Genomic DNA, 24,827 nt, shown 5'->3' with positions numbered 1-24,827 from the left:
TAAATCGTTTGTAGTCAGTATGTTCTTGGTTTTATGGCCAACAATCTATTCTGCTTTAAAAGAATGCAGGCGGTTCATCGCCTTTTTTAAATCGTCTTTCACTAATACTTCAACACAGCGTATTGCTTCGTCGATCGCTTCTTCGATTTGTTGTTGTTCTTTTTGTGGTGCTTTTCCTAACACATGCCCCGTTACGCGATTTTTATCGCCTGGGTGCCCTATGCCTAAGCGTAAGCGCAAAAAGTCACGGTTATTAGCCATTTTGCTGACAATATCGCGAATACCATTTTGGCTTGAACTGCCGCCAATTTTGAATTTTGCAACGCCGGGAGGTAAATCTAACTCGTCAAATGCAACTAATAACCCTGAGAGGGGAATACGATAAAATTTAGCCATAGCTGCAACAGCTTGACCACTTTTATTCATAAATGTTGTGGGGATTAATAGACGAATGTCTTGACCGCCAATCGAGATGCGACCAGTGTAGCCAAAAAATTTGTTTTCGAGTTTTAATGTGCAGTTGTAAGTTTTTGCTAGTGATTCAACCAACCACCAACCCGCATTGTGCCGGGTATGCTGATATTCGGGGCCCGGATTACCTAGGCCCACGATTAACTGAATACTGTTATCAGATTCAGCCAAGCAACTTATTCCTCAGTTGCTTCTTCTTCAGCTGCGTCGTCTTCGTCTTCAGCTTTAGGACCTTTCGCTAATTTAACTGTTACTACAGCTAAATCATGATCTTCGCCTTTGTTAAGCTCTACTGAAGAAACACCTTTAGGTAGGGTTAAATCAGAAAGGTGAAGAGTTTGACCTAATTCAACGTTATTCAAGTCAACTTCAATAAACTCAGGAAGGTCAGCTGGTAAACAGCTAATTTCAACGTCAACCATATGGTGCTCAGCATGGCCACCGTGAGTTTTAATTGACTCGGCTTTGTCTTCGTTAATGAAGTGTAAAGGTACGTTAGTATGCAGCTCTTTCTTCGCATCAACACGCAAGAAATCAAGGTGCATAACTAGAGGTTTAAACGCATGACGTTGCATGTCTTTAACCAATACTTCTACACTTTCGCCAGCAATGTTTAGCGTTAAAACGTGAGAATAAAAAGCTTCAAATGCTTGAGCAAGAAAAACTTTGTTATGGCTAAGTGTTAAAGAAACGGCTTCTTTATCCGCTCCGTATAAGACAGCAGGTACTTTACCAGCGTGACGTAGGCGGCGGCTCGCACCTTTCCCTAAATCAGTACGGACTTCTGCGTCTAGAGTAAAAATTCCATCAGACATTGAGATAACTCCAAATATAAGTAAATGTGTGTAGATTTTTGCGACCAAAATCTACGTAAATATAATGTATTGTCGCTATTTTAAAATAACAATCCATTACACCCTCAAAAAAGGGCGGCGAATATTAACACTAGCAGTAGGCCGACACAATATGAAGACATAAAAAAGGCGACTCAAAAGTCGCCTTTTTTAACATTAATGGAGTTTAGTATTCGAACATAGCCGAAATAGACTCTTCGTTACTCACTCGTCTGATAGCTTCGGCTAGCATATTCGACAAGGTAAGCTGTTTGACTTTAGGGATTGCGCCAATTTCCGGATCAAGGGGAATACTGTCTGTGATGATAATTTCATCAATAACGGAGTCACGAATATTTTGTGCGGCGTTACCTGAGAAGATAGCGTGAGTGGCATAGGCGTACACATTTTTTGCGCCATGTGCTTTTAATGCCTCAGCGGCTTTAGCAAGTGTGCCACCCGTATCAATCATGTCATCGACAATAATACAGTCTCTATCTTGTACATCACCAATAATGTGCATAACTTGTGCGACATTGGCCTTAGGACGACGTTTATCGATGATAGCTAAATCTGTGTCATTCATTAATTTAGCCAACGCTCTAGCACGTACTACACCACCAATATCAGGAGATACTACGACGGGGTTTTCAAAATTACGGCGACGCATGTCATCAAGTAGAATTGGCGTGCCAAAGGCATTGTCTACCGGTACGTCAAAGAACCCTTGAATTTGCTCGGCGTGTAGGTCGATAGTTAATACTCTATCCACTCCCACATTTGACAAAAAGTCAGCCACTACTTTAGCTGTAATTGGCACCCTAGCTGAACGCACTCGTCTATCTTGACGAGCATAGCCAAAGTAAGGGATAACCGCAGTTATACGACCAGCCGATGCACGACGAAATGCATCGATCATCACGATCAATTCCATTAAGTTATCGTTTGTAGGTGCACAAGTTGATTGAATGATAAATACATCAGAACCACGGACATTTTCATGTACCTCGACACTGATTTCACCGTCACTAAATCTACCAACACTTGCGTGCCCAAGTTTAGTGTAGAGTCTGTCTGCCACTTTTTGAGCTAGTTCAGGTACTGCATTTCCAGCGAAAATCTTCATATCTGGCACGATTCAATTCCTCAGTGCATAAATTTTAGGCGGTGGCTGGATGTTTTTAATTTTAGTTTGTAGATGAAGCTAAAATTAAAAATTCATGCAGCATACATTAATCAGTAAAAATGGCTGGGGTAGCTGGACTTGAACCAACGAATGGCGGGATCAAAACCCGCTGCCTTACCACTTGGCTATACCCCAAATAAATTTTAATCCCGAGTCGCATGTTAACTATACCAATTATCTTGGCTGTATCTATGTATTTGGCTGTTTCTCTGCATACAATGGCGAAATATTTCGACCTTGCGCAACAAAACTAGTACTGCCTTTGGGCAGTTTAGCTTGCACGTTTAGGGCATCTTGTTGCTGTTCAAAAATAGCAAATACACATGCACCGGTACCGGTCATTCTCGACGGCGCGTATTCTAACAACCACTGTAATGTGTTTGCAACATTCGGATAGCGTTCACAGACTATTTCTTGACAATCATTGTGTGTATTGTCGAATTTGTAGTCGCTAAACTCTATTCTTGCGGTATTTCGAGGTAAATCTGCTAGTTGAAAAATCTCTGCTGTTGAAACATGGCAATCTGGAAATACCACTAAATAGTACTTTTGGGGTAACTCAACCGCTTGCAGTTGCTCACCGACTCCTTCGGCGAAAGCTGTTTTACCAAAGATAAATATAGGGACGTCAGCACCTAATTGCAGTCCAATGCCAGCTAGGGTTTCATCAGGTAAATTAAGCTTCCATAAAGAATTAAGTGCAACTAGCGTTGTGGCCGCATTAGAGGAACCTCCACCAATGCCACCGCCCATGGGTAAGACTTTATTTAGGTGAATATGGCAACCTAAATTTTTGGCTTTTTCTGGCAACACGTGGTTTTGCAATAATTTGGCTGCTTTGACAATTAGGTTGTCCTGGTCTGCAACCCCAGGGATGGATTGGGCTAAGGTAATGTGTCCACTGGCGTTTACTTCGAACGCAATTTTGTCGCCAAAGTCTAATAATTGAAACAAGCTTTGCAATTGATGATAGCCATTTTGATAGCGGCCATTAATATGTAAAAACAAGTTCAATTTAGCAGGGCTAGGCCACCATGTGAGCCCGGTTGATGGGGATGCTTGGTTTTTTATTGGGTGTAGAGAGGCATTTATAACCATGAATTTACTCTTATTAATAATCTATTATTATTACTACGATTGATGAAACTGATACTGTGAGGTAACCATATATTGTTTACTAATTTATAATTGTCGTAGTTGATCAGCCAATCTTCACAGCTTTCGCAATTGGGTTTGATTTGTGTGATCCAACCTTGATCTGCAGTGACCGCTTCAGCATTTTCAGTTATTTGACCTTTCACCCAAGTCGGAAATTGATTCACCGGTATTTGCCAACCTGTGATACGCCATATTAAAAAACTGGCATCGGTGTCTTGGTATATTTGGTCATCAGCCTCTAACGTGACCTGTTGACTATTGCCGGTCATTTTTAGTAGCGAGGTGCCAATAATAGAGGTTAGGTTTAGTTTGTAGGTTTGGTTATCTTGTTGCCAACTAAAACTGGCACTTTGTTTTTTTTGTTGGCTAGTAAAGCCAAGCCTGCCTTTGATTTGCCATTTTTGCAGTTGCATCAATTTTTGTTGATGTTGCAAGGAGTTAATGTCTACTTGTGAAAGATCTGGTTGCGCGCAACCGAATAAAATAAAAATTAGGCTGCTAATAATTAAACATGACAGATATGATGTAGATAAACGACTATGAAGGAGAGTTTGTTTCAATTTAAGTTCTGAAAGTATAAAATTTAGGGGTACAATATGAACATACAAGTGACTGCTCTTTCAATACTTTTACCTTTTGCGTACAATGCCGCGAAAATTTTGTAGTAATTTATATAGTAATCAATGACCCTAATCGCTTTTGGCATCAATCATAAAACGGCTTCTGTTGAGTTGCGAGAGAAAATAGCTTTCTCTGCAGATACTCTAGTGGATGCGCTTGCCTCTTTAAAAAGCATAACAGGGGCCAATGAATCAGTCATCGTTTCTACCTGCAATCGTACAGAAATTTACGCACAAATTGCCCAAGAACAAGCGGCTGATATTACGCAGTGGTTGGCCGATTTTCATGGCATTGCTGCAGACGAATTAAAAAATAACAGTTATATGCACCAAGAGCAGCAAGCGGCCGAACATATTATGCGGGTGGCGTGTGGCTTAGATTCTCTAATGTTGGGGGAGCCGCAAATTTTAGGGCAGGTTAAACAAGCGTTTACCGATGCCAAAAACTCTGGGGTGATTGGTAGCGACTTTGAGCGTCTGTTTCAACATACGTTTTCTGTTGCTAAACGGGTTCGTAGTGAAACAGAAATTGGCGCTAACGCAGTTTCAGTCGCTTATGCTTCGGTTCAATTAGCTAAGCACATATTTTCTTCTTTAGAGAAAAGTAGAGTGTTGTTGATTGGCGCAGGCGATACTATCGAGTTAGTGGCTAAACATTTGTCTGAACAAGGCGTAAAATCGCTAACAGTGGCAAACCGTACCCTAGCCCGAGCCCAAGCTATCGCTGAACCATTGGGCGGTGATGTACTGACGTTAGCGCAAATTCCCAGTCATTTGAAAAATGCCGACATTGTCATTAGTTCTACAGCGAGCCAACTGCCGATTTTAGGTAAGGGGTTAGTGCAAAGTGCTTTAAAAGAACGCAAGCACAAACCTATGTTCTTGGTTGACTTAGCGGTGCCTAGAGATGTGGAAGCAGAAGTCGCTGAATTAGATGATGCGTATTTGTACACAGTGGATGATTTACAACAGATAGTTGAAAAAAACCTAGCGTCAAGACAAGATGCTGCGCTATTAGCCAATGAAATGGTAGAACAACAGGTTCAGCAGTTTGTGCAGTGGCAGCAAGGCAAGTCATCTATTGACGTGTTAAAGAACTTTAGAGATCAAAGTGAAGAACAAAGGGATTCTCTCGTCAATCGGGCTATCAATCAATTAGCGGATGGCAAACAAGCTGATAAAGTGTTGATAGAGCTTGCCAACAAACTGACTAATAGCTTAATTCATGCTCCAACAAAGGCATTAAAAAAAGCCGCAAATGAACAAGACAGCCAAAGTTTGGCAATATTAAAAGATGCATTAGGGCTGAAAAATCTGGATAATTAACATGTTATCCAAAAAATCTAACCAACACTTTAGTTAAGACGTATGACGTCAATGCTTACAGGAAAATAATGAAAGAATCTGTTCAACATAAATTAGAAACACTAGTTGAGCGCTTTGAAGAAGTGCAAGCTTTACTTGGTGAGGCCGAAGTGATTGCCGACCAAGACAGATATCGTGGTTTAACTAAAGAGTATTCTCAGTTAGAAGATGTCGTGAAGTGTTTTCGGGATTATCAAGAAGCGCAGCAAGATCTTGAATCAGCACAAGAAATGATGCAAGAAGACGACGCAGAAATGCGCGAAATGGCCCAAGAAGAATTTAAAACCGCTAAGCAGAAAATCGAAGTGTTAAGCCAAGATTTACAAGTATTATTGTTGCCTCGAGATCCGAACGACGACAGCAACTGTTTTGTCGAAATACGCGCAGGTGCCGGCGGTGACGAAGCCGCTATTTTTGCTGGCGATATTTTCCGCATGTACAGCCGTTATGCTGAAAAGCAAGGATGGAAAGTAGAAGTCGTGACTACCAATGAAGGTGAACATGGTGGCTACAAAGAAGTGATTGCTAATATTCTAGGCGATGGTGCGTATGGCATTATGAAATTTGAATCTGGTGGGCATAGAGTGCAGCGAGTGCCAGAGACAGAATCTCAAGGTCGAGTGCATACTTCGGCTTGTACGGTTGTAGTGATGCCAGAAATACCAGAGTCAGAAGCGATTGAAATCAATAAAGCTGATTTGAAAATTGATACTTTCCGAGCATCAGGAGCGGGTGGTCAGCACGTAAACAAAACCGACTCGGCCATTCGAATTACTCACATACCTTCGGGGTTAATTGTTGAGTGTCAAGATCAGCGTTCACAGCACAAGAATAGAGCCCAAGCCATGTCTGTGCTGCAAGCTCGATTAACCCAACTTGAAGACGAGAAGCGTCAAGCGGAAGAAACCTCCACTCGCCGTAATTTGGTGGCTAGTGGCGATCGCTCCGAACGCATTCGTACCTACAATTTCCCGCAAGGTAGGGTGACAGATCATAGAATTAATCTAACACTTTATCGTTTAGACGACGTTATTGCTGGGGAATTAGGTGCAGTCTTAGAGCCTATTCGCCAAGAGCATCAAGCCGACTTACTTGCTTCGCTTTCAGATGAATAACCCAAATACTCAATGGTGAGCGATAGTCCACAAACTATTGCTCAGGTTTTACAGTGGGCTAAACACCAATTAAGCAGCCATAGGGTGAGTGATGATGGTGACTATGATTCCTCTATTATCGACAGTAAGCTCTTACTTTGCGCCGCATTAGACTGTGAGTTAGTTTATTTACTCACTTGGCCTGAAAAAGAGTTAACGCTTGAGCAACAGAAAACCTTTAAGCAATTTATCGCACAACGCCTAACTGGTCAGCCTGTAGCTTACATTGTGGGTTATCGGGACTTTTGGTCATTACGCCTAAAAGTATCTCCCGCCACTTTAATTCCCAGAGCCGATACAGAATGCTTGGTAGAAGTGGCGTTAGCATTACCCATTCCTAACAACGCTAAGGTATTGGATTTAGGCACCGGTACTGGCGCAATCGCCTTGTCACTGGCCTTAGAGCAAATCAATTGGACAGTCACAGGCGTCGATAAAAGTCATGCTGCTGTTGCGCTAGCAAAAGAAAATGCGCTGGTTAACAAGCTAACGGGCGTGGACTTTAAGCAAAGCGATTGGTTTTCAGCAGTTGAACAGCAGAAATATCATTTGATTGTGACTAACCCACCATATGTTGAATCAAATAGTGTTTTTTTAGAAAAGGGCGATGTTCAGTTTGAGCCAAAAAGTGCACTGATTTCTGGTGAGGATGGGTTAGATGACATCAAATTAATTGTGCAACAAAGTACTGGGTATTTGTTCCCTAAAGGCTGGTTAGTGATTGAACATGGCTACCAACAAGCCAATGCTGTTGCCCAACTTCTTGAATTACATGGCTTTGATAAGATACGTACGGAACGGGATGTTGACAATCAACCACGAGTAACATTAGCTAGATTTTTATAAATTTATCTTAATAATTAACGATATAGCTTGTTCTTATGCTCAGTTACCTTTATTTTGTGCTAACTAAAATTTGTTTGGCCTCGTGGATTGACAGGATGTGTTATGTCTGATGAAATTTTATTTGCAGAGGATACTGAAGAAGAAGAGTTCGGTAGTTCTGCTAGATGGAAAGTGTTGATTGTTGATGATGAACCCGAAGTTCATGCCGTTACCAAATTAGCGCTAGGCGATTTCGTATTCCAAGACCGAAGCTTGGAATTTATCAGTGCACACAATGGCCAAGAAGCCATGCAGATGTTCCGTGAGCATAATGACATTGCTGTGGTGTTATTAGATGTCGTCATGGAAACGGACGATGCGGGATTGAAAGTCGCAGATTTTATTAGAAATGATTTACACAACCATTTTACTCGTATCATTCTACGTACTGGCCAACCTGGTCAGGCGCCTGAACGAGATGTGATCATTAATTATGATATTAATGACTACAAATCAAAAACGGAATTAACGGCACAAAAACTTTTTACTGTTGTCATTTCTGCATTACGCTCCTACCGTGACATCAATTCTATTGAAGAAAATCGTAAAGGCTTAGAGAAAATTATTTCAGGCTCAGCCGATTTGTTCAGTATTTTGTCTCTTGAAAATTTTATCGAAGGTATCGTACAACAACTCGGCTCGATATTGGGCGGGACCGAAGGTGCAGTTTATTTAACTGCAGCCGTGGCGGGCCCTAAACCTTTCGAATCAAATGATTCACGCGAGTTGTACGTGTTTACTGGAAAAGGAGCATATGAAAACAAAGAAGGTGAAAAACTTGAACAAGTTATCACTGGCGCTGAACTAGCGTCTTGTAAAAAAGCATATCAAAATAAATGTTTAGTGTTCGAGAATGAGTACTTGGTTGCTTATTGTGGCAGTAAGTCTCAAACCGGCTCTTTATTGTATATGTCTGGTTTGCCAAGAGCATTGAACGAATCGGATAAACGATTAGTTGAAATATTCTCTCAGAATGTGCAAGTGGCTTTTGACAATGTGATGTTAACCAAAGAGATTGAAGACACACAAAAGGAAGTCATTGAACGTATTGGTCTAGCCATGGAACACTATTTTGGAGTCGGGAAGCACATTCAACGCATGGTGAAAATATGCGATGTAATCGGCCGACACGCAGGGTTATCTCAAGCAGAATTAAATACCTTATGTTTAGCCGTGCCGTTACACGATATCGGTAAAGTCAAATTACCTAATGACATTGCTATTGATATCGGTGAGCTTGATGGTGAAGAATGGGAAACATTGAGTAGTTATGCCGAAATTGGCTATAACTTACTTAAAGATTCAAACCGCCCAATTATTAAAACTGCTGCATTAATTGCCAGAGATCATTACGAATATTGGAATGGTAATGGATATCCGCAAGGGAAGTCTGGCAGTAATATTCATATATTTTGTCGTATAACAAGTTTAGCTGATGCATTTGATACTTTATATAGCAAGAAAGAGCGAGATATCAAACAGGTTGTGGAGATCATCAAAAGTCAAAAAGGGCTGCAATTCGATCCCAATTTAGTGGATATTTTACTGACTAATATTGAAGAAATAGAGCAAATTATTCAAAACTTGCCAGACGACGGCAACACTGCAATTGAACGAACAATCTAAGGTTTTCTAATACTATGTATACTTTTGTAAAACACCTGCATTTAACCGCAATCGCTTTAAGCGTTATTTTATTTTTGTTACGTTTTTTGTTGCTGTCTTTAAAATCTCCCATGTTACAAAAGAAATGGCTTAAAATATTGCCCCATGTTGTGGACACGTTACTATTATTGAGTGCCGCTACCTTGTGTGTATTATTGCAGCAATACCCTTTCGTTGATGCTTGGGTAACCGAAAAGTTGTTTGCACTAGTCATGTATGTTTTTATGGTTATTTTGGCGCTAAAACTTGCACAAACGACCTTAATGCGCATCGTAGGTTTTGTTGGTGCGTTGAGTTGGGTTGCTTTTGCCGGAATGGTTGCAGTGAGTAAAACCCCTCTATTATTTGGATAAGTAGATTTTATTTAATTAGTAGTAAAGATCTGCGGCATTAACCCGATAAAAAAGAGGGATTGTTTTATTGGGGAAGGTAAGTGAGAGAGTTAAAACAGGCCATTGCAGACAATGATTGTTTAATGGCAAGTTTGCGGTTAGCTAATATTTTTCAAGCCGGGACGTTTTGTCCCGAGTCTTATTTGAGCACTATTCGACAATGGGCGAATGATGCGAGACAACATATTGATCCCTTCATTTTAAATTCTAGTTCTTTTCATAAGTTTATCCGGTATTTTTACGTTAATTTGGCGTTCAGTGGTACCGAGCAAAACGAGTTTTCGCTACCGCCTAATTTGCTAAACCAAGTGATGGATTATCGTACAGGTATTCCTGTCACCTTATCTATCGTATTTGAAGCGTTAGCCAAAGCCGTGGGGTTTAATGTGTGTGGCGTGAATTTTTTAGGACACTTTATTCTCAAGTGTCAATTTGAAAACGAAGACACTATTTATTTAGATCCTCTTAATGGCAAACAGTTGCAAAGGCAGGATTTACATGCATTGTATTTCTCTATTTTGCAAGAAATAGAGAATGAAGTGATGCCTGAGGAAGCGCTAAATGAAGCGAGTTGTGCAGAAACAATTATTAAGCTTTTACATAATTTGAAAACCTGCTACATGAACGAAAAATCATATGCTCCCGCGCTAATGGTGGTTGAATTCTTAGTGGCGCTTTGTCCGAATAATCCATATGAACGAAGGGATAGGGGCTTTCTATTGCATAAATTAGATTGTACCCAAGTGGCCATTGCAGACTATCAATATTTCATTCGAAAATGCCCGAAAGATCCTTGTGCAGAAGTATTACAAGTGCAGTTAGAGCAATTAAATGAGCAGTTGCCAGTCGTGTTTCATTGAGTTAATGGCACATGTCATTGTCGCTGTATTAAAGGGAAAAGCGGTTACGTTTTAACAGGAATCTGAACATATTCGATTTTAAACAATATACCATGCCACCTAACCTGAGTTCTGGATAAGAAGTATCGTTTACGCTAAGCAATATCAGTATAATTCAATGACTTAATATGTTTGTGTCTAGCAAGGCGGATTGTGGTGCGTAATAAGGTGTTATTACTAAATAATCCAACGCCGCTAGACACAAAAGAGCATTATCGATAGGTTCGGCTTATCCAAAATTCAGGCTAGTTGTGTTTAGTCCACACTCTAACGTAGTCGACCGTCATGCTTGGGGCGGTTTGATTGAATTTTTTGGGATCGAAGCCTATGGAATATTGTCAATGGGATTGATGGGGATAAAGCCATTACATTTAAATTCGGTATATGGTTTTCTTAATCCTAAAGATAGGGCAACTTGCATTGGAATTTGTTTCCAGTATTTATTCTCTGCTCGTCCTACTTCTTTTCTATCCACATACCAAATGATTTCTTGCTCGCTCACTTTGGCCCCATAGACATGATATTGCTGGCCAGGATCGTCGGTTAGCACATGTACATTCTCTTGTTCATGGTATTTACTAGGCCGGCGCCAGTCTCTACCCGTTGAGTTTGCTTTGGCATTTTTCTTCGTCAAGGCGGTGTGTAAGTTGTGATCGGTTATTTTTTCGTTGCCAACTTTAAAGTTTTGCCTTTGCTGCATTTCTACTACATCAATTTCACTATATCTTACTGCACCCTCGGTTAATTGTGTGTCATCGAACTGGCTATACATCCAAAAAGCAGGGAGAAGCCAAGAAATTTTTTAGATCCTAAAATCCGAGCTTCGTAATAACCGATAGTGCCAGCTGCCTTACTTTGTAGCATGGCTGATTTGAAGTAAAGCGCAGAGTTAGGAATGGAGTCGCCTTGCGAGCAGGCGTTGCTGATATTTCTGCTGTGGGGCGAATACGTCATTTGTATGCTTAGCTGGCCATTACTTAATTTCGCGTTATTATCGTTGTCCCAACTCCAAGTTTGCACATGCTTAGGCGCCTTAATCCATTTATTATAATCTATGGATGTACCATTAAACTCGTCTGAGCGGCTAGGATCTAGTTGCCAATTTTCACCGTCTAATGCGTTTAAGGGATGCACATCTTCAGCATAACTGTAAGAAACAAAGGTAAAGCAGGTTAGTGCTACATTTAGTATGACAGTTGCATATTTGTTTGTTTTATATCTCATCACTTAATCCACCGTTGTAAAGTCATTGTAGTTAGTTTAGCAAAATAAAGTTATTAATAATATAAACATATGATGTTTGGGTTATTGCAAGGCAATGGGTGGCATCTTTCAAAATATCCCTATTCTTTGGATATGTATGATCCTGTCATTTTATCTAAAAAATCTCATTTTTGACGTTAATTAATAAACCATTACTGTTTTTACTGAGTTTGAGCGGCTATACTATGCGCCGCATTTGAAAGCGATAAAAACAAAGCATATATGGATAACTCCATTGGGTTATTCGACATTAAATTTTTAAAGGATAAAAATGACTCCTATTACTAAATCTTTTCAGTATGGTCAGCATACTGTTACTCTTGAAACTGGCGTAATTGCTCGCCAAGCCACTGCTGCTGTATTGGCAAGCATGGATGACACAACAGTTTTAGTAACCGTTGTTGGTAAAAAAGACACTAAACCTGGTCAAGATTTCTTCCCGCTAACAGTTAATTACCAAGAGCGTACGTACGCTGCGGGTAAAATTCCTGGTGGGTTTTTTAAGCGTGAAGGTCGTCCTTCAGAATATGAAACATTAACTTCTCGTTTAATCGATCGTCCAATTCGTCCATTATTTCCTGACGGATTCATGAACGAAGTTCAAATTATTGTGACTGTTGTTTCTGCAAACCCAGAAATACCTACTGACATCATTTCGTTAATCGGTACATCTGCCGCTCTTGCTGTTTCTGGTATGCCTTTTAACGGTCCAGTTGGTGCTGCTCGTGTTGGTTATACTAATGAACAATACGTATTAAATACCCGTACATCTGAGCTTGAAGCAAGTGACCTAGACTTAGTGGTTGCCGGTACTGAAGGCGCGGTATTGATGGTTGAATCTGAAGCTGACGTGTTGTCAGAAGAAGTGATGCTGGGTGCGGTGATGTATGGCCATGAACAAATGCAAACAGTGATTAACGCTGTAAATGAATTTGCTGCTGAAGTGAATACTCCTAAGTGGGATTGGGCACCAGAAGCAGAAAATACTGTGCTGAAAGATAAAATCAAAGCGTTGGCTGAAGCGGGTATCACTGAAGCTTACCAAATTTCTGACAAGATGGAGCGTAAAGACGCCATCACTGCTTTGACTAATCAAACAGTTGAAGCAATTACTGCTGCTGATGAAGAGCAAGATGCGAAAGAAGTTGCTGAATTAGTTCATGAGCTTGAAAGTGACGTAGTTCGTTCACGTATTCTAGCTGGTCAACCTCGTATCGATGGTCGTGATCCTGCTATGATCCGTGCTTTAGACGTGGCAACTGGTTTGTTACCTCGTACTCACGGTTCTGCTTTGTTTACACGTGGTGAAACCCAAGCAATCGTTGCAGCTACGTTAGGTACCGAGCGTGACGCACAAATGATTGACGGTTTAAACGGTAAAGAAGACAGTCGTTTCATGCTTCACTATAACTTCCCTCCATACTGTGTAGGTGAAACTGGTTTTGTTGGCTCTCCTAAGCGTCGTGAAATTGGTCATGGTCGTTTGGCAAAACGTGGTATTCAAGCGGTCATGCCGTCTGAGAAAGATTTTCCATATGTAGTACGTGTGGTATCTGAAATCACGGAATCAAATGGCTCATCATCAATGGCTTCTGTTTGTGGTACTTCTTTAGCACTGATGGATGCAGGTGTACCAATTAAGGCATCTGTTGCTGGTATTGCAATGGGTCTAGTGAAAAACGATGAGAATTTCGTAGTACTTTCAGACATCTTAGGTGATGAAGATCATTTAGGTGATATGGACTTTAAAGTTGCTGGTACGACTAATGGTATCACTGCACTACAAATGGATATCAAAATAGAAGGTATCACTAAAGAAATCATGCAAGTTGCGCTTAAGCAAGCTAAAGAAGCACGTCTGCATATTCTTGGTGTCATGGATCAAGCTATTTCTGGTCACCGTGAAGAGATGTCTGAATTCGCTCCACGTATCTACAAAATGAAAGTTGATAAAGATAAGATCCGTGACGTGATTGGTAAAGGTGGTGCGATGATCCGTGCTATTACTGAAGAGTCTGAGTGTAATATCGAAATCGAAGATGACGGTACAGTTAAGATATTTGCTACCGAATTAGCGAAAGCGCAAATTGCAATTAGCAAGATTGAACAAGTGACTGCAGAAGTTGAAGCGGGTAAAACCTATTCAGGTAAAGTTACACGTATAGTCGATTTTGGTGCATTTGTTGAAATTTTACCGGGTAAAGAAGGCCTAGTACATATTTCCCAAATCGCTCATGAGCGTGTTAACAAGGTGTCTGACTTCTTAGAAGAAGGCCAAATACTTGACGTTAAAGTTGTTGAAATTGACCGTCAGAACCGTGTTCGCTTAAGTATTAAAGACTTAATAGAAAAGCCTGCACCTGTAGAAACACCAGCTGAAGGTAACGAATAATTTATCGTTAAATAACGCCTAAATAATAAAGGAGCCGTAAGGCTCCTTTTTTGTTTGTAGTGCGCACTGCTGACAGGGATGACAAGCTATAGAAAAATGGCTCCGCAAAATGTTGACTAAATTATCGACAAGGTATATTGTTTGTATATACATTGCGTGATTTTACTACGTAATGTTAGCTATCTAGTAAACAGGCCAAGTGAAATGACAAAAAAGCAACCTTCGAAATTAGGCAAAAAAGATAGTCAGTTAGTTATTCGTATTAACGGTAAAGAACGTGACGATTTTGTGTCGCTTTGTGACGATTTAGATAGCAGTGCTGCGAGAGAATTAAGAAAATATATTCGTCGCTTTATAGCGGAGCATCAATCTGAAGATTAAGCGATTCGCTAATTTATTATTTCGATAAATGAAAGGTGTAATGCTACATCACAACATTTTTGAAATGTAACCTCAATCCATTAAAGAGAGCTTAGTTGTGACTAAAAAAATACTGCTAAAACCGATAAAAAAGATGCGAAAAAGATTAAGAAACTAAAATCAACACAAAAAGACTTGGAAAAAAAGATAGTCGATTTATCCAGTCAAGTCGATAAATTGAGTAAAAAGTCTAGCAAACTAAAAAGTAAGTTACACAAAGAACGAGAGACCGGATTTAGCAAAAAGCTAGCGAAACTGCAGGCTGACTTCGATAAGCGTGTTGCTGAGTTAACTGCAGTCAACCAAAGCCCTGCTGCCGAACCCAAACAAACCGTCAGAGCAGCGGTTAAAAGAACCGTCGCCAAAAGCCCAGCAGCGGCTAAACCAAGAACGGCGCCAGCAAAACCTAGAGTGGTAAAAAACCAAGCGTTGCGTCAATCGTTGGTGTTGGCCCAATGACTCAGAAAAAGTTAGCCGAGGCCGGTATTACGACGTTAGCGCAAATTGCTAATCCTCCCGCCCCAGTAAAAACTGCATTAAAACAATTTGAAAAAGTGCGAGGATATAACACTTGGCAAGCCCAAGCTAAAAAGCTCCTTGCTTAGTATTTAGTACAATATGGTGGATATAATAGTACGGTCAGGTTATCCATAAAAAAGGAGCATTAGTGCTCCTTTTTTATATTTTCTTAGGACGACTTTAGCGCGCTATTTATTTATTAGTTGTTTGTTTTGTTCTGCAATGCGTTTCTTTTGTTGTCTAGTTAAGCCATGACGCCAATGGTATTCAGGTGTGTTTATGATACCGTGGCTCTTCATCTGTTGATCATCGATATCAAGGCTTAAATCTGTATCGAAACGGGTGAGCATTGAGTGATTGGTCTTATAGCCATTGACTGCTGTGAAATGAGAAATCCCCCAAGTAATCCCACGTCCATACTTTGTATCTGTGAAGGCATCTGGCACATATGGGCCTCCGGCATTGGGTAATAGCTCGGTATGAGCAGCTACTTCAAAGTTAACCCAGTCTTTGGCATATTGAATGGTGTTACTTTCATTGCCATCTCGAATAACAATAGCGGCAATGCCTTCTTTAAAAGGAAATAATGTTGTCTCGTGTCCTGAGTTAATCAGTGGATTCAATGGATGTTTGGTGAAGGGGCCTAGTGGGTTGTCTGCAATGGCTAAACCTTGCATGCGTACTAGATTTTTTTCTTGGCTGATCGCGAAAACGGCCAAAGTCAGCTTTGTAGTAAAGATAAATTTTGCCGTTGTGCACCAAAGGGTAGGGGTCGTGTACGGTATTTTGATCCCATTCGCCTTCTGCTCCGTTCGGTATTATGACCTTGTTTGCCGGTGTCCAAGGTCCATCTGGTGAGTCAGCATAAGAAACCACGGTTTGGGCTAACAATTTAGCGCCACAATTGACATCTTCAGGCGCGCCAAAACGAAGATGTTGTCTGTCAATATCATTATGAGGAGCAAAACCGAACAAAGTTTTAAACTACTCTCTTGTTAATAACGGCGCTTCTTGGTCATCTGCGCTCATTAATAACAGTATCATTGTAGATGTAGTAGTACGGCGGTAAGTTATATTCTTATAACGGGGCGGCATAATTCCACACAGTTTTATAGCTATTGTTGCCACGATTTTTCTAGCAGTTCACATGTAAGTTGATGATAGATTGAGCAGCATTTTTTAACAAAATGCATTTAAATGTAAAGTTTGTTAATTAAAAGTGGATTTTAGTTGACATCGCTCGAGTTTACCTCAATCCATTTAGCATTGTGTCACTTGTTAAGTTCAACACTTTGTTATGAAAAAATATAATGTATTCTTGGTTGCAAATAATTTACCCTTTAAGCTCTATCTGAGTAAGTAATTTTGATAATTAACAATAATTTATAAAACACAATCCAACTAAAGGAACACTATGAGCACATATAAAATTAGGTCTAAATCAGTCATAGCAGCAAGTTGTTTAGCTATTTGTTGTTCTTTTACCGCGGCTGCCGAGGACAGTAATTCTGCAGGTGTAGGTTTAAGTGTGAAAGTTGGGACATTAGGTCCAGGTCTCGAGCTAGATTACCGGGTGAATGACTATTTTAACTTTCGATTACAGGGTAATAGCTTCTCTTACGATGATGATTTCGAGGAAGATGGCATTGATTATAACGGTGAGTTAGATTTATCAAATTATGGCATATTACTTGATGTACGCCCTTTTGGAGGAACCTTTCGTTTCACTGGTGGCGCCTATTCAAACAGTAATGAGCTAAGGGGCAGTGCTACTAGTGACGGTTCCGAAATATTTGAAATTGGTGATCAGGAATACCGTGGCAGCTCAGGAGACAAACCATTAGCTTTAGAGGCGTCTGTCGCTTTGGGCAGTGGAACAGCCGGGTATTTTGGTTTAGGTTGGGGGAACTCGGATCCGACTGGCTGGATGTTTTCATTCGAGCTAGGCGTGTTGTTTTCCGGTACACCTGAGGTAGAACTAAATTATAGTGGAACGGCAGAGCGAGTTGGCGATCCAAATTCATCATTTGACGTTACAGGGGATAGCGCTGAAGCTCAATTATTTCGTGCAGAAATTAACAAAGAAAAGGCAAATCTTGAAGAAGATATCTCAGACTTCGAATACTACCCAGTGATTGCTTTGGGAATAGGTTACCGATTCTAATATTTGACAAAGAAATGTGTAAATAACCTGAATCCAGGGTAAGCCGAACCTCTCGATAACGCTCTTTTTGCGTCGAGCGGCGTTGAATTGTTGTACGCAATAACACGTTATTGCGTACAACAATCTGCCTTGCTATACACCAAAAATTTCGTTGCCGAGCAACATTTAGCTGAGGTTATGTAGACAAAAACATATTAAGCCATTGAATTATATTGATATTGCTTAGCGTAAACGATACTTCTTATCCAGAGCTCTAGTTAAGTAAGGGCATATTTTAAAGTATGCCCTTTTTGCATAGCTAGAATTTTCAGCCAATTCACTAGCTAATAACTTGTTCTACTACGTGGGTCTCTCCAGGATTTACCGTTTGACCTTGGGTAATAGCAGTTTCGACGCACACCATAGATAAATAGCCATTATCGCTCATGTCAGCCATGCTAATGGACTTTTTCTGCCATGGATTCCATACAATTATGCTGTCGTGACCTGTAGAGCATACGCTAGTTAATAAAGGGCCATCTGTGATATCTACTTGTGGTGTTTTATTCAAATGAACCCTATCGGTTTCTTCGCTAAAATTATAAAGTGCTGGCGTATCAAAACTATCATAACCTCGGGTCTTATCTAAATAAACCCCTTCTATTCCGGCCAGTTGGCATAGGTTAATATCCACTATTGAAAAGTAACTATGTAATGCACAGTTATAACTGAAAGTGTGATTCCCCAAATTTTCTGTGTGTAGTTGAATAGTTAGATTTTCGCCTACTTCTACCACTAAAGTAAGTTGCGCATCGCCACTAAAGCCATCATCGACACTGGCGTTAGGTCTTAACGTAACTGTTGTGCCTGTCGTGCTGTCTTTACTATTGATTATTTGCCAGTTTTGATTACGCACGTAGCCATGTGCAGGATAGTGGCTATCTTTATGATCGCCAAACCAAGGCCAACATATGGGCACGCCGCCACGAATAGCTTTTTTACCGTCAAGTGCTGCCTTCGGGCTGACCCATAAGCGCTCTCTATTGTCACGTTTGGGTACAAAACTGAGAATATGACCGCCAAATAATGATATCTCTGCGGTAGCGAGAGCGTTATCAATTTGTAGAATTTGAATAGTAGACCGAGTAATTATGGTGGTTGAGTCAGTCAGTAGCATAGTGGGTCCTGTTAGCTATAAATGTTTACCCTTCATTGTTGAAAGTGCATGCTTGTTGGCTTTTCTGTTCGCACCCTCGCTTAGTATGAGCAAGCGCAAAGCCGTCATTTACTTGCCCGAGGCTGTGTCAATTCAATGATTATTGGCATAGATCAAAAAAGGCGACTATTGTGTGGTCGCCTTTTTCATTTAATTTGCCGCTTATTTTAAACGGCAAATTTATAGTTTCAATTATTATTTACTAATATGAGCAACTAAATCTAGCACTTTGTTAGAGTAGCCGATTTCGTTATCGTACCAAGAAACAAGTTTTACGAAGGTGTCTGTTAGTGCGATACCAGCTGTTGCGTCAAATACTGAAGTACGTACATCGCCAATAAAGTCTTGAGATACTACAGCATCTTCTGTGTAACCCATTATGCCTTTCAATTCACCTTCAGAAGCTGATTTCATCGCTGCACAAATTTCAGCATATGAAGCTGGTTTTGCTAGGTTTACTGTTAAATCAACAACTGAAACATCAGCAGTTGGAACACGGAAAGCCATACCAGTCAGTTTACCATTTAGCTCAGGAATAACTTTACCTACCGCTTTAGCTGCACCAGTTGACGAAGGAATGATGTTTTGAGACGCACCGCGTCCACCACGCCAATCTTTAGCAGAAGGGCTATCAACTGTTTTTTGCGTCGCTGTGGTTGCGTGAACTGTCGTCATTAATCCATCAACAATACCGAAATTGTCGTTTAAAACTTTAGCTAGTGGTGCTAAACAGTTAGTGGTACAAGAGGCATTAGATACAATGTCTTGACCAGCGTAAGAGTCAGCATTAACACCCATAACAAACATAGGCGTTGCATCTTTAGAAGGCGCAGACAATACGACTTTTTTGGCTCCGGCTTCAATATGTTTACGTGCAGTTTCGTCGGTTAAGAAAAGACCAGTTGATTCAACAACTACATCCACTCCGATGGCGTTCCAAGCTAGATCCGCAGGATTACGCTCAGCAGTTACACGAACTGTTTTTCCATTTACCACTAATTGTCCGTCAACTACCTCAACTGTACCGTTGAATTTACCATGAGTTGAGTCATATTTAAGCATGTAAGCCATGTAATCAGCGTCTAGTAGATCGTTAATTCCTACTACTTCTAAATCATCGCGCTCACAAGCCGCTCTGAATACAAATCTACCGATACGTCCAAAACCGTTGATGCCTACCTTAATTGTCATGCCGTGCTCCTCTGTAATTAGATAAAATGGCGTGTAGGGGGATTTTATCCCCCTGAAATATAATTACAAAATTATGGACTAATTGCACAAATAAGGCAAAATATTCCCGAATATATGTTATTTAATTACAGATATGTGCAAAAACACGGCAAAATGGTGGATTGACCGCAACCAATATAGGGCTATCTACGGTAAATTTCGAATAGATCTTGCGCGAATGTTGTTACTTTAAGTAACTAGAGTTCTGGATAAGAAGTCCCGTTTAAGCTAATCAGTAGTTTACGCTAAGCAATATCAATATAATTCAATGATTTAATATGTTTTGTCTACATAACCTCAGCTAAATGAGTCACTAGGGCCGAAATGAAGTGCGCTAGACAATTGCTCAAGAAGCAGAACAATTGATATAGCTTGAATTGTCTTTAGGTAAAATGAATAGGTGGTCGAAATAAGTGGTTAAATAGTCCCCATCTTTTAACCATTTTACTCCCAGTTGACATGGTAATTTTGTAAGCAATCGCCTTTCAATGTTGAAAACGTATTCAATTGGCTTACAGCAGAAATATGACTGATAATAGTGTTCTAAACATCTAAGGGATAAATTAATAATGACGGCTTCTTTAATAGACTATCTAGTGACCAATTGTGGAATAGAATCTAATTACACTGATGCTTGGGGTAAACCAACCACAATAGATATGAGCACCAAGAAAAAATTATTGCAGGTGATGGGTTATCAGGTTGATAACGCTGAGTTACTTGAGAAGCAGATAGAAGATTCTGTTAATAAAAGCTGGCTCTCGCCTCTTAACCCTGTTCAAGTTATTCGCAACAATCAGGATTTACAAATATCGGTGCGGTTACCCATAGAGCTGGTAACAGACGAATATCAGGCTCAAATTACAACAGAGCAGGGGCAAGTCAAATCATTTACGTTTTCGCCTATTGATGGCCAATTAGCCAATGTTTGCCATATTGAAGATATTGAGTTTCAAGAATACATTATTGATTTACCAATTGACTTGCCTTTAGGTTACCACTCGTTGGCATTGGTGATTGATGACGATGAGTTGGCGACTATGCGTTTGATCGTGGCGCCAGTTGCGTGCTTCAAACCTGAAGCGTTAGTTCAAGGTGAAAAAGTGTGGGGCTTAAGTGTCCAACTATATTGCTTAAGAAGTGAGACTAATTGGGGGATTGGAGATTTTACGGATTTAAGTTACCTATTAGAAAACGCCGCTAAACAAGGCGCACATTTTATTGGCTTAAATCCAATACATGCTTTGTATCCTGCTAATCCTGATGTTTGCAGTCCCTATGGGCCGTCGTCTCGTCGGTGGTTAAATTTTATCTATATTGATGTAACGGCAGTGGATGGATATACACAAACTGCGGTACAAGCTATTGTCAATAATGACGAATTTCAGGCAAAACTAAAAGAAGCCAGAGATACTGATTTAGTTGATTACTCGACTGTGACAGCCTTAAAACTTAAGGCCTTAGAAGCTGTTTTTGCCTACCAAAATAAGAAATACCTATCAAGCAATAGTAAGTTAAATAAGGCTTTTAAGTCTTTCATTGCTGACGGTGGTGAGAGTTTACAGACTTTAGCTGTATACGATGCATTGCAAGAGCATTTGGCGGCACAAGGTAAAGATAGTTGGGGATGGCCAGTCTTTCCAAAAGAGTATGCTGAGTACTCGTTGCCCAAAGTGAAAACCTTTGCCAAAAAATATGCCGCTAGAATTAAGTTCTATTTATGGCTGCAATGGCAGGCCGCGCTGCAGTTAGAGCAAGCAAATAATATCGCCACAAGCAATAACATGCATATTGGTTTATACCGAGATTTGGCAGTCGGTGTTAGTGAAGGCAGTGCCGAAATATGGGGTAATCAAGATTTATATTGTGTTGATGCAAGTGTTGGGGCGCCTCCAGATGTTTTAGGGCCTTTGGGACAAAGCTGGGGATTGCCGCCGATGGATCCAGAAAAGCTCTATCAACAACAGTATCAGCCTATTATTGATTTATTTAACGCTAATATGCACGCTACTGGAGCCCTTAGAATTGATCATGTAATGGCATTACTACGTTTATGGTGGGTGCCGAAAGAGAATAGCGCCAAACAAGGCGGCTATGTTTATTATCCTGTAGATGACCTCTTAGGTATTTTAGCCTTAGAAAGTCACCGTCATCAAAGCATGGTAATTGGTGAAGATTTAGGGACTGTACCGCCAGAAATCAGAGACAAACTAGCCGAAAACGGTGTTTATTCCTATCGTGTGTTCTTTTTTGAGCAAGCCGAGGATGGTGGATTTTATTCGCCTGCACATTACCCAGAACAATCAATGTCTACCCTTACCACACATGACATGCCGACACTATCGGGGTTTTGGCATTGTCATGACCTACAACTAGGTAAAGAACTCGGTTTGTATCCCACAGAAGAAATTTTGCAAACCTTATACGCAGATCGCCATGAAAATAAACAAGCGATTTTAGATACGTTACATGGCCATTCTTCAATCAGTCAAGATATTAGTTCTGACGTGAATTATGTGGGTATGAGTGAGGCGTTAAATAATGGCATGCAATTGCACATGGCGGGTGGATCAAGTGAGTTATTAAGTTTACAGTTAGAAGATTGGTTACAAATGGATAATCCCGTTAATGTTCCTGGGACCTTTAATGAATACCCTAATTGGCGTCGAAAATTAACATCTAATTTACAAGACATCTTTACTGATGCATCATTAAACAAACTAGCAGCTAATTTAACAGAGGTTAGAAAAACATCCTCAGTGTGATTAGTTTCATTATGTAGCTTTGTTGCGATGGCAAAGCTACCCACTAAAAGGCGAAAATATGCAGTTAGAATACGCTCTATCTAAAGCCAGTTGTACATTTCCTTTTGCCCATTTGGGCGCGCATTTTCAAGATTCTTCTCTCTATTTTCTGTTACTACTTGGATACCGGGTGCAAAATCAGTTGTGCTGGTGGATCTTGGTACGGGTAGAGAACTTGGTAGTTTGAAAAATGCAGATGACAGTTATTTATTTCAAGGTTCATTTACCGTAGAACAAGCACCAGTAGCATACGCATTTAACGTGACTAACGCTTGGGGAGACTACCAACTTATTGATCCTTATCAGTTTCAAGAACAAGCCTACCATGCAGAACACTTTGTCGATCACAGTCCTGAGAATCTTTACCAACAAATTGGTGCGCAATTAGTTTCTCTTGATGTTGGTCTAGAAGAGCCTATTCAGGCTACACGATTTGCTGTATTTGCGCCTAATGCTAGTGCTGTTTCACTAATTGGTGATTTCAACTATTGGAATGGTTCATGTCTACCCATGCAAAAAACAGACTTTGGCTATTGGGTCTTAGTCGTCCCTTGACATTAGTGCGGGGGCAAAATACAAGTATCAGATTAAAGATGCCTATGGTGCTGACTTGCCACATAAAGCTGATCCAGTAGGGTTTTCAGCGGAGCAATATCCGTCTCATTGTTCTGTCGTGTACGACCATAATCAATATCAGTGGAATGATGATAAATGGGTCAATAAAGTTAAAAAAGATAAATATAAGCAGGCTATGAGTTTCTATGAGCTGCATCTTGGTTCATGGAAAAACCTGTACCCAGAGTCAAATCAAAAATTCCTTACCTATCGTGAATTGGTTGATGAACTCATCCCGTATGTTAAAGATATGGCCTATACCCATATCGAAATAATGCCAGTTTCAGAGTTTCCATTTGACGGTTCATGGGGTTATCAACCCGTCGGATTATTTGCACCTACCAGCCGTTTTGGTTCACCTGATGATTTCAAGTATTTTATCGACCAGTGTCACCAAAATGATATCGGGGTGATTATTGATTGGGTGCCTGCGCATTTCCCAGAGGATGGTCATGGTTTAGCGCGATTTGACGGAACACACGTTTACGAGTATGAAGATCCACGTAAGGGGTGGCATCCAGATTGGAATTCATGCATTTATGATTTTGGTAAAGACACCGTGCGTCAGTTCCTCGTTGCCAATGCTTTGTATTGGTTAGATAAATTCCATATTGATGGATTGAGAGTAGATGCAGTCGCCTCTATGTTATACCTAGATTATTCGCGGGATGATGGCGAGTGGATCCCTAATGTTGATGGAGGCAATCACAATTACGAAGCCATCAGCTTTTTGCAATGGATGAATAGAGAAGTATATGCAAAATACCCGAACGCTATTACCATAGCTGAAGAGTCCACTTCATTTCCTAAAGTGTCTAAACCTGTATTCGAAGGTGGCTTAGGATTTGGCTTTAAATGGAATATGGGGTGGATGAATGACTCATTGCACTATATTGCTAAAGATCCGAGTTATCGTCGTTATCATCACAATGAGATCACGTTTAGCTTAGTGTACTCATTTGATGAGAGTTTTGTGTTACCTATTTCTCACGATGAAGTGGTCCACGGGAAAGGCTCATTATTACGCAAAATGCCTTAGCGATGAGTGGCAACAGGCAGCTAACTTAAGAGCTTATGCTGGCTTTATGTATGGTCATCCTGGCAAAAAGTTAAATTTCATGGGCAACGAAATAGGTCAATCTGAAGAATGGAATCACGAAAGTTCGATTGATTGGCATTTGTTGGAGTTTGAAAAACACAAGCGGATACAAGACCTGTACCGAGATTTAAATAAAACTTATCGTAAGTACCCAGCCTTGTATGAGCTAGAACATAGTCACGAAGGATTTGATTGGATTGATCATGGCAATGCCGATCAGAGCGTATTGTCGATGGTAAGAAAATCCAAAGATCAAAAAATATATGTACTTACCAACTTTACGCCTGTTCCTTACGATGACTTTAGACTCGGAGTACAGGATGAAGGCGAGTATCAGATTATTTTGAATACAGATGACAAAAAGTATTGGGGCAGTGGGTATAAAACCATTAAGAAAACCAAATCAGCTGCTATTCCTTGGAATAATCAGGCACAGTCAATACCTGTACCATTACCGCCTCTTGCGAGTTTATTTATTATTTATAAAGGATAGTTTTT

Annotated in this window: 23 protein-coding genes, 1 tRNA gene and 1 pseudogene; 13 read left to right on the top strand and 12 right to left on the bottom strand. The window is 40.4% G+C overall.

Annotated features, from left to right (window positions below; all coding sequences use genetic code 11):
- Positions 1–45: 45 nt before the first annotated feature.
- From pth to lolB, 6 genes are all read right to left on the bottom strand, one after another.
- Positions 46–642 carry an aminoacyl-tRNA hydrolase gene (gene pth, locus RS130_RS18130; RefSeq protein WP_316027091.1) on the bottom strand — a complete coding sequence of 199 codons (597 nt, stop codon included), beginning with the start codon at positions 640–642 and terminating at the stop codon, positions 46–48.
- 5 nt (positions 643–647) lie between these two features.
- The gene (locus RS130_RS18125; protein ID WP_316027090.1) at positions 648–1,286 is read right to left on the bottom strand and encodes a 50S ribosomal protein L25/general stress protein Ctc; all 639 of its coding nucleotides are present in this window, start codon (positions 1,284–1,286) and stop codon (positions 648–650) included.
- A gap of 205 nt (positions 1,287–1,491) precedes the next feature.
- The gene (locus RS130_RS18120) at positions 1,492–2,439 is read right to left on the bottom strand and encodes a ribose-phosphate pyrophosphokinase (protein ID WP_316027089.1); all 948 of its coding nucleotides are present in this window, start codon (positions 2,437–2,439) and stop codon (positions 1,492–1,494) included.
- A gap of 111 nt (positions 2,440–2,550) precedes the next feature.
- Positions 2,551–2,625, bottom strand: a tRNA-Gln gene (locus RS130_RS18115).
- A 54-nt stretch (positions 2,626–2,679) separates the two neighbouring features.
- The gene (gene ispE / locus RS130_RS18110) at positions 2,680–3,588 is read right to left on the bottom strand and encodes a 4-(cytidine 5'-diphospho)-2-C-methyl-D-erythritol kinase (protein ID WP_316027088.1); all 909 of its coding nucleotides are present in this window, start codon (positions 3,586–3,588) and stop codon (positions 2,680–2,682) included.
- Complete coding sequence (gene lolB / locus RS130_RS18105) at positions 3,579–4,208, bottom strand: lipoprotein insertase outer membrane protein LolB (RefSeq protein WP_316027087.1); 630 nt, start codon at positions 4,206–4,208, stop codon at positions 3,579–3,581. The genes ispE and lolB overlap by 10 nt, the downstream gene beginning before the upstream one ends.
- 123 nt (positions 4,209–4,331) lie before the next feature.
- Between lolB and hemA the strand changes: the two genes are divergently transcribed.
- The 6 genes from hemA (at position 4,332) to RS130_RS18075 (ending at position 10,589) form a co-directional block, all read left to right on the top strand.
- On the top strand, positions 4,332–5,594 hold the full coding sequence (gene hemA / locus RS130_RS18100) for a glutamyl-tRNA reductase (RefSeq protein WP_316027086.1): 1,263 nt from the start codon (positions 4,332–4,334) through the stop codon (positions 5,592–5,594).
- A gap of 68 nt (positions 5,595–5,662) precedes the next feature.
- A complete protein-coding gene (prfA, locus tag RS130_RS18095; protein WP_316027085.1) occupies positions 5,663–6,748 on the top strand; it encodes a peptide chain release factor 1 in 1,086 nt (361 codons plus the stop codon).
- 12 nt (positions 6,749–6,760) lie between these two features.
- The gene (prmC, locus tag RS130_RS18090; RefSeq protein WP_316027084.1) at positions 6,761–7,633 is read left to right on the top strand and encodes a peptide chain release factor N(5)-glutamine methyltransferase; all 873 of its coding nucleotides are present in this window, start codon (positions 6,761–6,763) and stop codon (positions 7,631–7,633) included.
- A gap of 102 nt (positions 7,634–7,735) precedes the next feature.
- Complete coding sequence (locus tag RS130_RS18085) at positions 7,736–9,298, top strand: DUF3369 domain-containing protein (protein WP_316027083.1); 1,563 nt, start codon at positions 7,736–7,738, stop codon at positions 9,296–9,298.
- A 14-nt stretch (positions 9,299–9,312) separates the two neighbouring features.
- A complete protein-coding gene (locus RS130_RS18080) occupies positions 9,313–9,690 on the top strand; it encodes a SirB2 family protein (protein ID WP_316027082.1) in 378 nt (125 codons plus the stop codon).
- Positions 9,691–9,770: 80 nt separating this feature from the next.
- Complete coding sequence (locus RS130_RS18075; protein WP_316027081.1) at positions 9,771–10,589, top strand: SirB1 family protein; 819 nt, start codon at positions 9,771–9,773, stop codon at positions 10,587–10,589.
- A gap of 364 nt (positions 10,590–10,953) precedes the next feature.
- Here RS130_RS18075 and RS130_RS18070 read toward each other — a convergent pair whose 3' ends face one another.
- Both RS130_RS18070 and RS130_RS18065 read right to left on the bottom strand, forming a co-directional pair.
- On the bottom strand, positions 10,954–11,400 hold the full coding sequence (locus RS130_RS18070; RefSeq protein ID WP_316027080.1) for a family 16 glycosylhydrolase: 447 nt from the start codon (positions 11,398–11,400) through the stop codon (positions 10,954–10,956).
- Positions 11,370–11,852 (bottom strand): LamG domain-containing protein, encoded by a 483-nt coding sequence (locus tag RS130_RS18065; RefSeq protein WP_316027079.1) that lies wholly within the window; start codon positions 11,850–11,852, stop codon positions 11,370–11,372. Before RS130_RS18065 ends, RS130_RS18070 begins: the two co-directional genes overlap by 31 nt.
- 310 nt (positions 11,853–12,162) lie before the next feature.
- On the opposite strand from RS130_RS18065, the gene pnp reads away from it, so the two are divergent.
- The 4 genes from pnp (at position 12,163) to RS130_RS18045 (ending at position 15,308) form a co-directional block, all read left to right on the top strand.
- On the top strand, positions 12,163–14,283 hold the full coding sequence (gene pnp, locus RS130_RS18060; RefSeq protein WP_316027078.1) for a polyribonucleotide nucleotidyltransferase: 2,121 nt from the start codon (positions 12,163–12,165) through the stop codon (positions 14,281–14,283).
- A gap of 204 nt (positions 14,284–14,487) precedes the next feature.
- Positions 14,488–14,664, top strand: a complete 177-nt coding sequence (locus tag RS130_RS18055; protein ID WP_316027077.1) for a hypothetical protein — start codon at positions 14,488–14,490, stop codon at positions 14,662–14,664.
- A gap of 174 nt (positions 14,665–14,838) precedes the next feature.
- Complete coding sequence (locus RS130_RS18050) at positions 14,839–15,162, top strand: hypothetical protein (RefSeq protein WP_316027076.1); 324 nt, start codon at positions 14,839–14,841, stop codon at positions 15,160–15,162.
- Complete coding sequence (locus RS130_RS18045; protein WP_316027075.1) at positions 15,159–15,308, top strand: hypothetical protein; 150 nt, start codon at positions 15,159–15,161, stop codon at positions 15,306–15,308. Before RS130_RS18050 ends, RS130_RS18045 begins: the two co-directional genes overlap by 4 nt.
- A 102-nt stretch (positions 15,309–15,410) precedes the next feature.
- Here the strand turns inward: RS130_RS18045 and RS130_RS18040 are convergent, their stop codons facing one another.
- Together RS130_RS18040 and RS130_RS18035 are read right to left on the bottom strand one after the other, a co-directional pair.
- Entirely contained in the window at positions 15,411–15,899 is a 489-nt protein-coding gene (locus RS130_RS18040) for a glycoside hydrolase family protein (RefSeq protein ID WP_316027074.1), read from the bottom strand.
- Complete coding sequence (locus RS130_RS18035; RefSeq protein ID WP_316027073.1) at positions 15,829–16,197, bottom strand: glycoside hydrolase family protein; 369 nt, start codon at positions 16,195–16,197, stop codon at positions 15,829–15,831. Before RS130_RS18035 ends, RS130_RS18040 begins: the two co-directional genes overlap by 71 nt.
- 439 nt (positions 16,198–16,636) lie before the next feature.
- Between RS130_RS18035 and RS130_RS18030 the strand changes: the two genes are divergently transcribed.
- A complete protein-coding gene (locus tag RS130_RS18030) occupies positions 16,637–17,386 on the top strand; it encodes a hypothetical protein (RefSeq protein ID WP_316027072.1) in 750 nt (249 codons plus the stop codon).
- A gap of 319 nt (positions 17,387–17,705) precedes the next feature.
- Here RS130_RS18030 and RS130_RS18025 read toward each other — a convergent pair whose 3' ends face one another.
- On the bottom strand, positions 17,706–18,542 hold the full coding sequence (locus tag RS130_RS18025) for a D-hexose-6-phosphate mutarotase (RefSeq protein ID WP_316027071.1): 837 nt from the start codon (positions 18,540–18,542) through the stop codon (positions 17,706–17,708).
- Between the two features lie 234 nt (positions 18,543–18,776).
- Positions 18,777–19,772, bottom strand: a complete 996-nt coding sequence (gene gap / locus RS130_RS18020; protein ID WP_316027070.1) for a type I glyceraldehyde-3-phosphate dehydrogenase — start codon at positions 19,770–19,772, stop codon at positions 18,777–18,779.
- 608 nt (positions 19,773–20,380) lie between these two features.
- Here gap and malQ point away from each other — a divergent pair.
- Positions 20,381–22,576: a 4-alpha-glucanotransferase gene (gene malQ, locus RS130_RS18015; protein ID WP_316027069.1), complete on the top strand. Its 2,196-nt coding sequence runs from the start codon at positions 20,381–20,383 to the stop codon at positions 22,574–22,576.
- 58 nt (positions 22,577–22,634) lie between these two features.
- Positions 22,635–24,822 (top strand): annotated as a pseudogene (gene glgB, locus RS130_RS18010) (1,4-alpha-glucan branching protein GlgB).
- Positions 24,823–24,827: the final 5 nt, after the last annotated feature.

Source organism: Paraglaciecola aquimarina (assembly GCF_032464635.1).
Classification (GTDB): Bacteria; Pseudomonadota; Gammaproteobacteria; order Enterobacterales; family Alteromonadaceae; genus Paraglaciecola; species Paraglaciecola aquimarina.
This window is presented reverse-complemented; position numbering and strand designations above follow the sequence as displayed.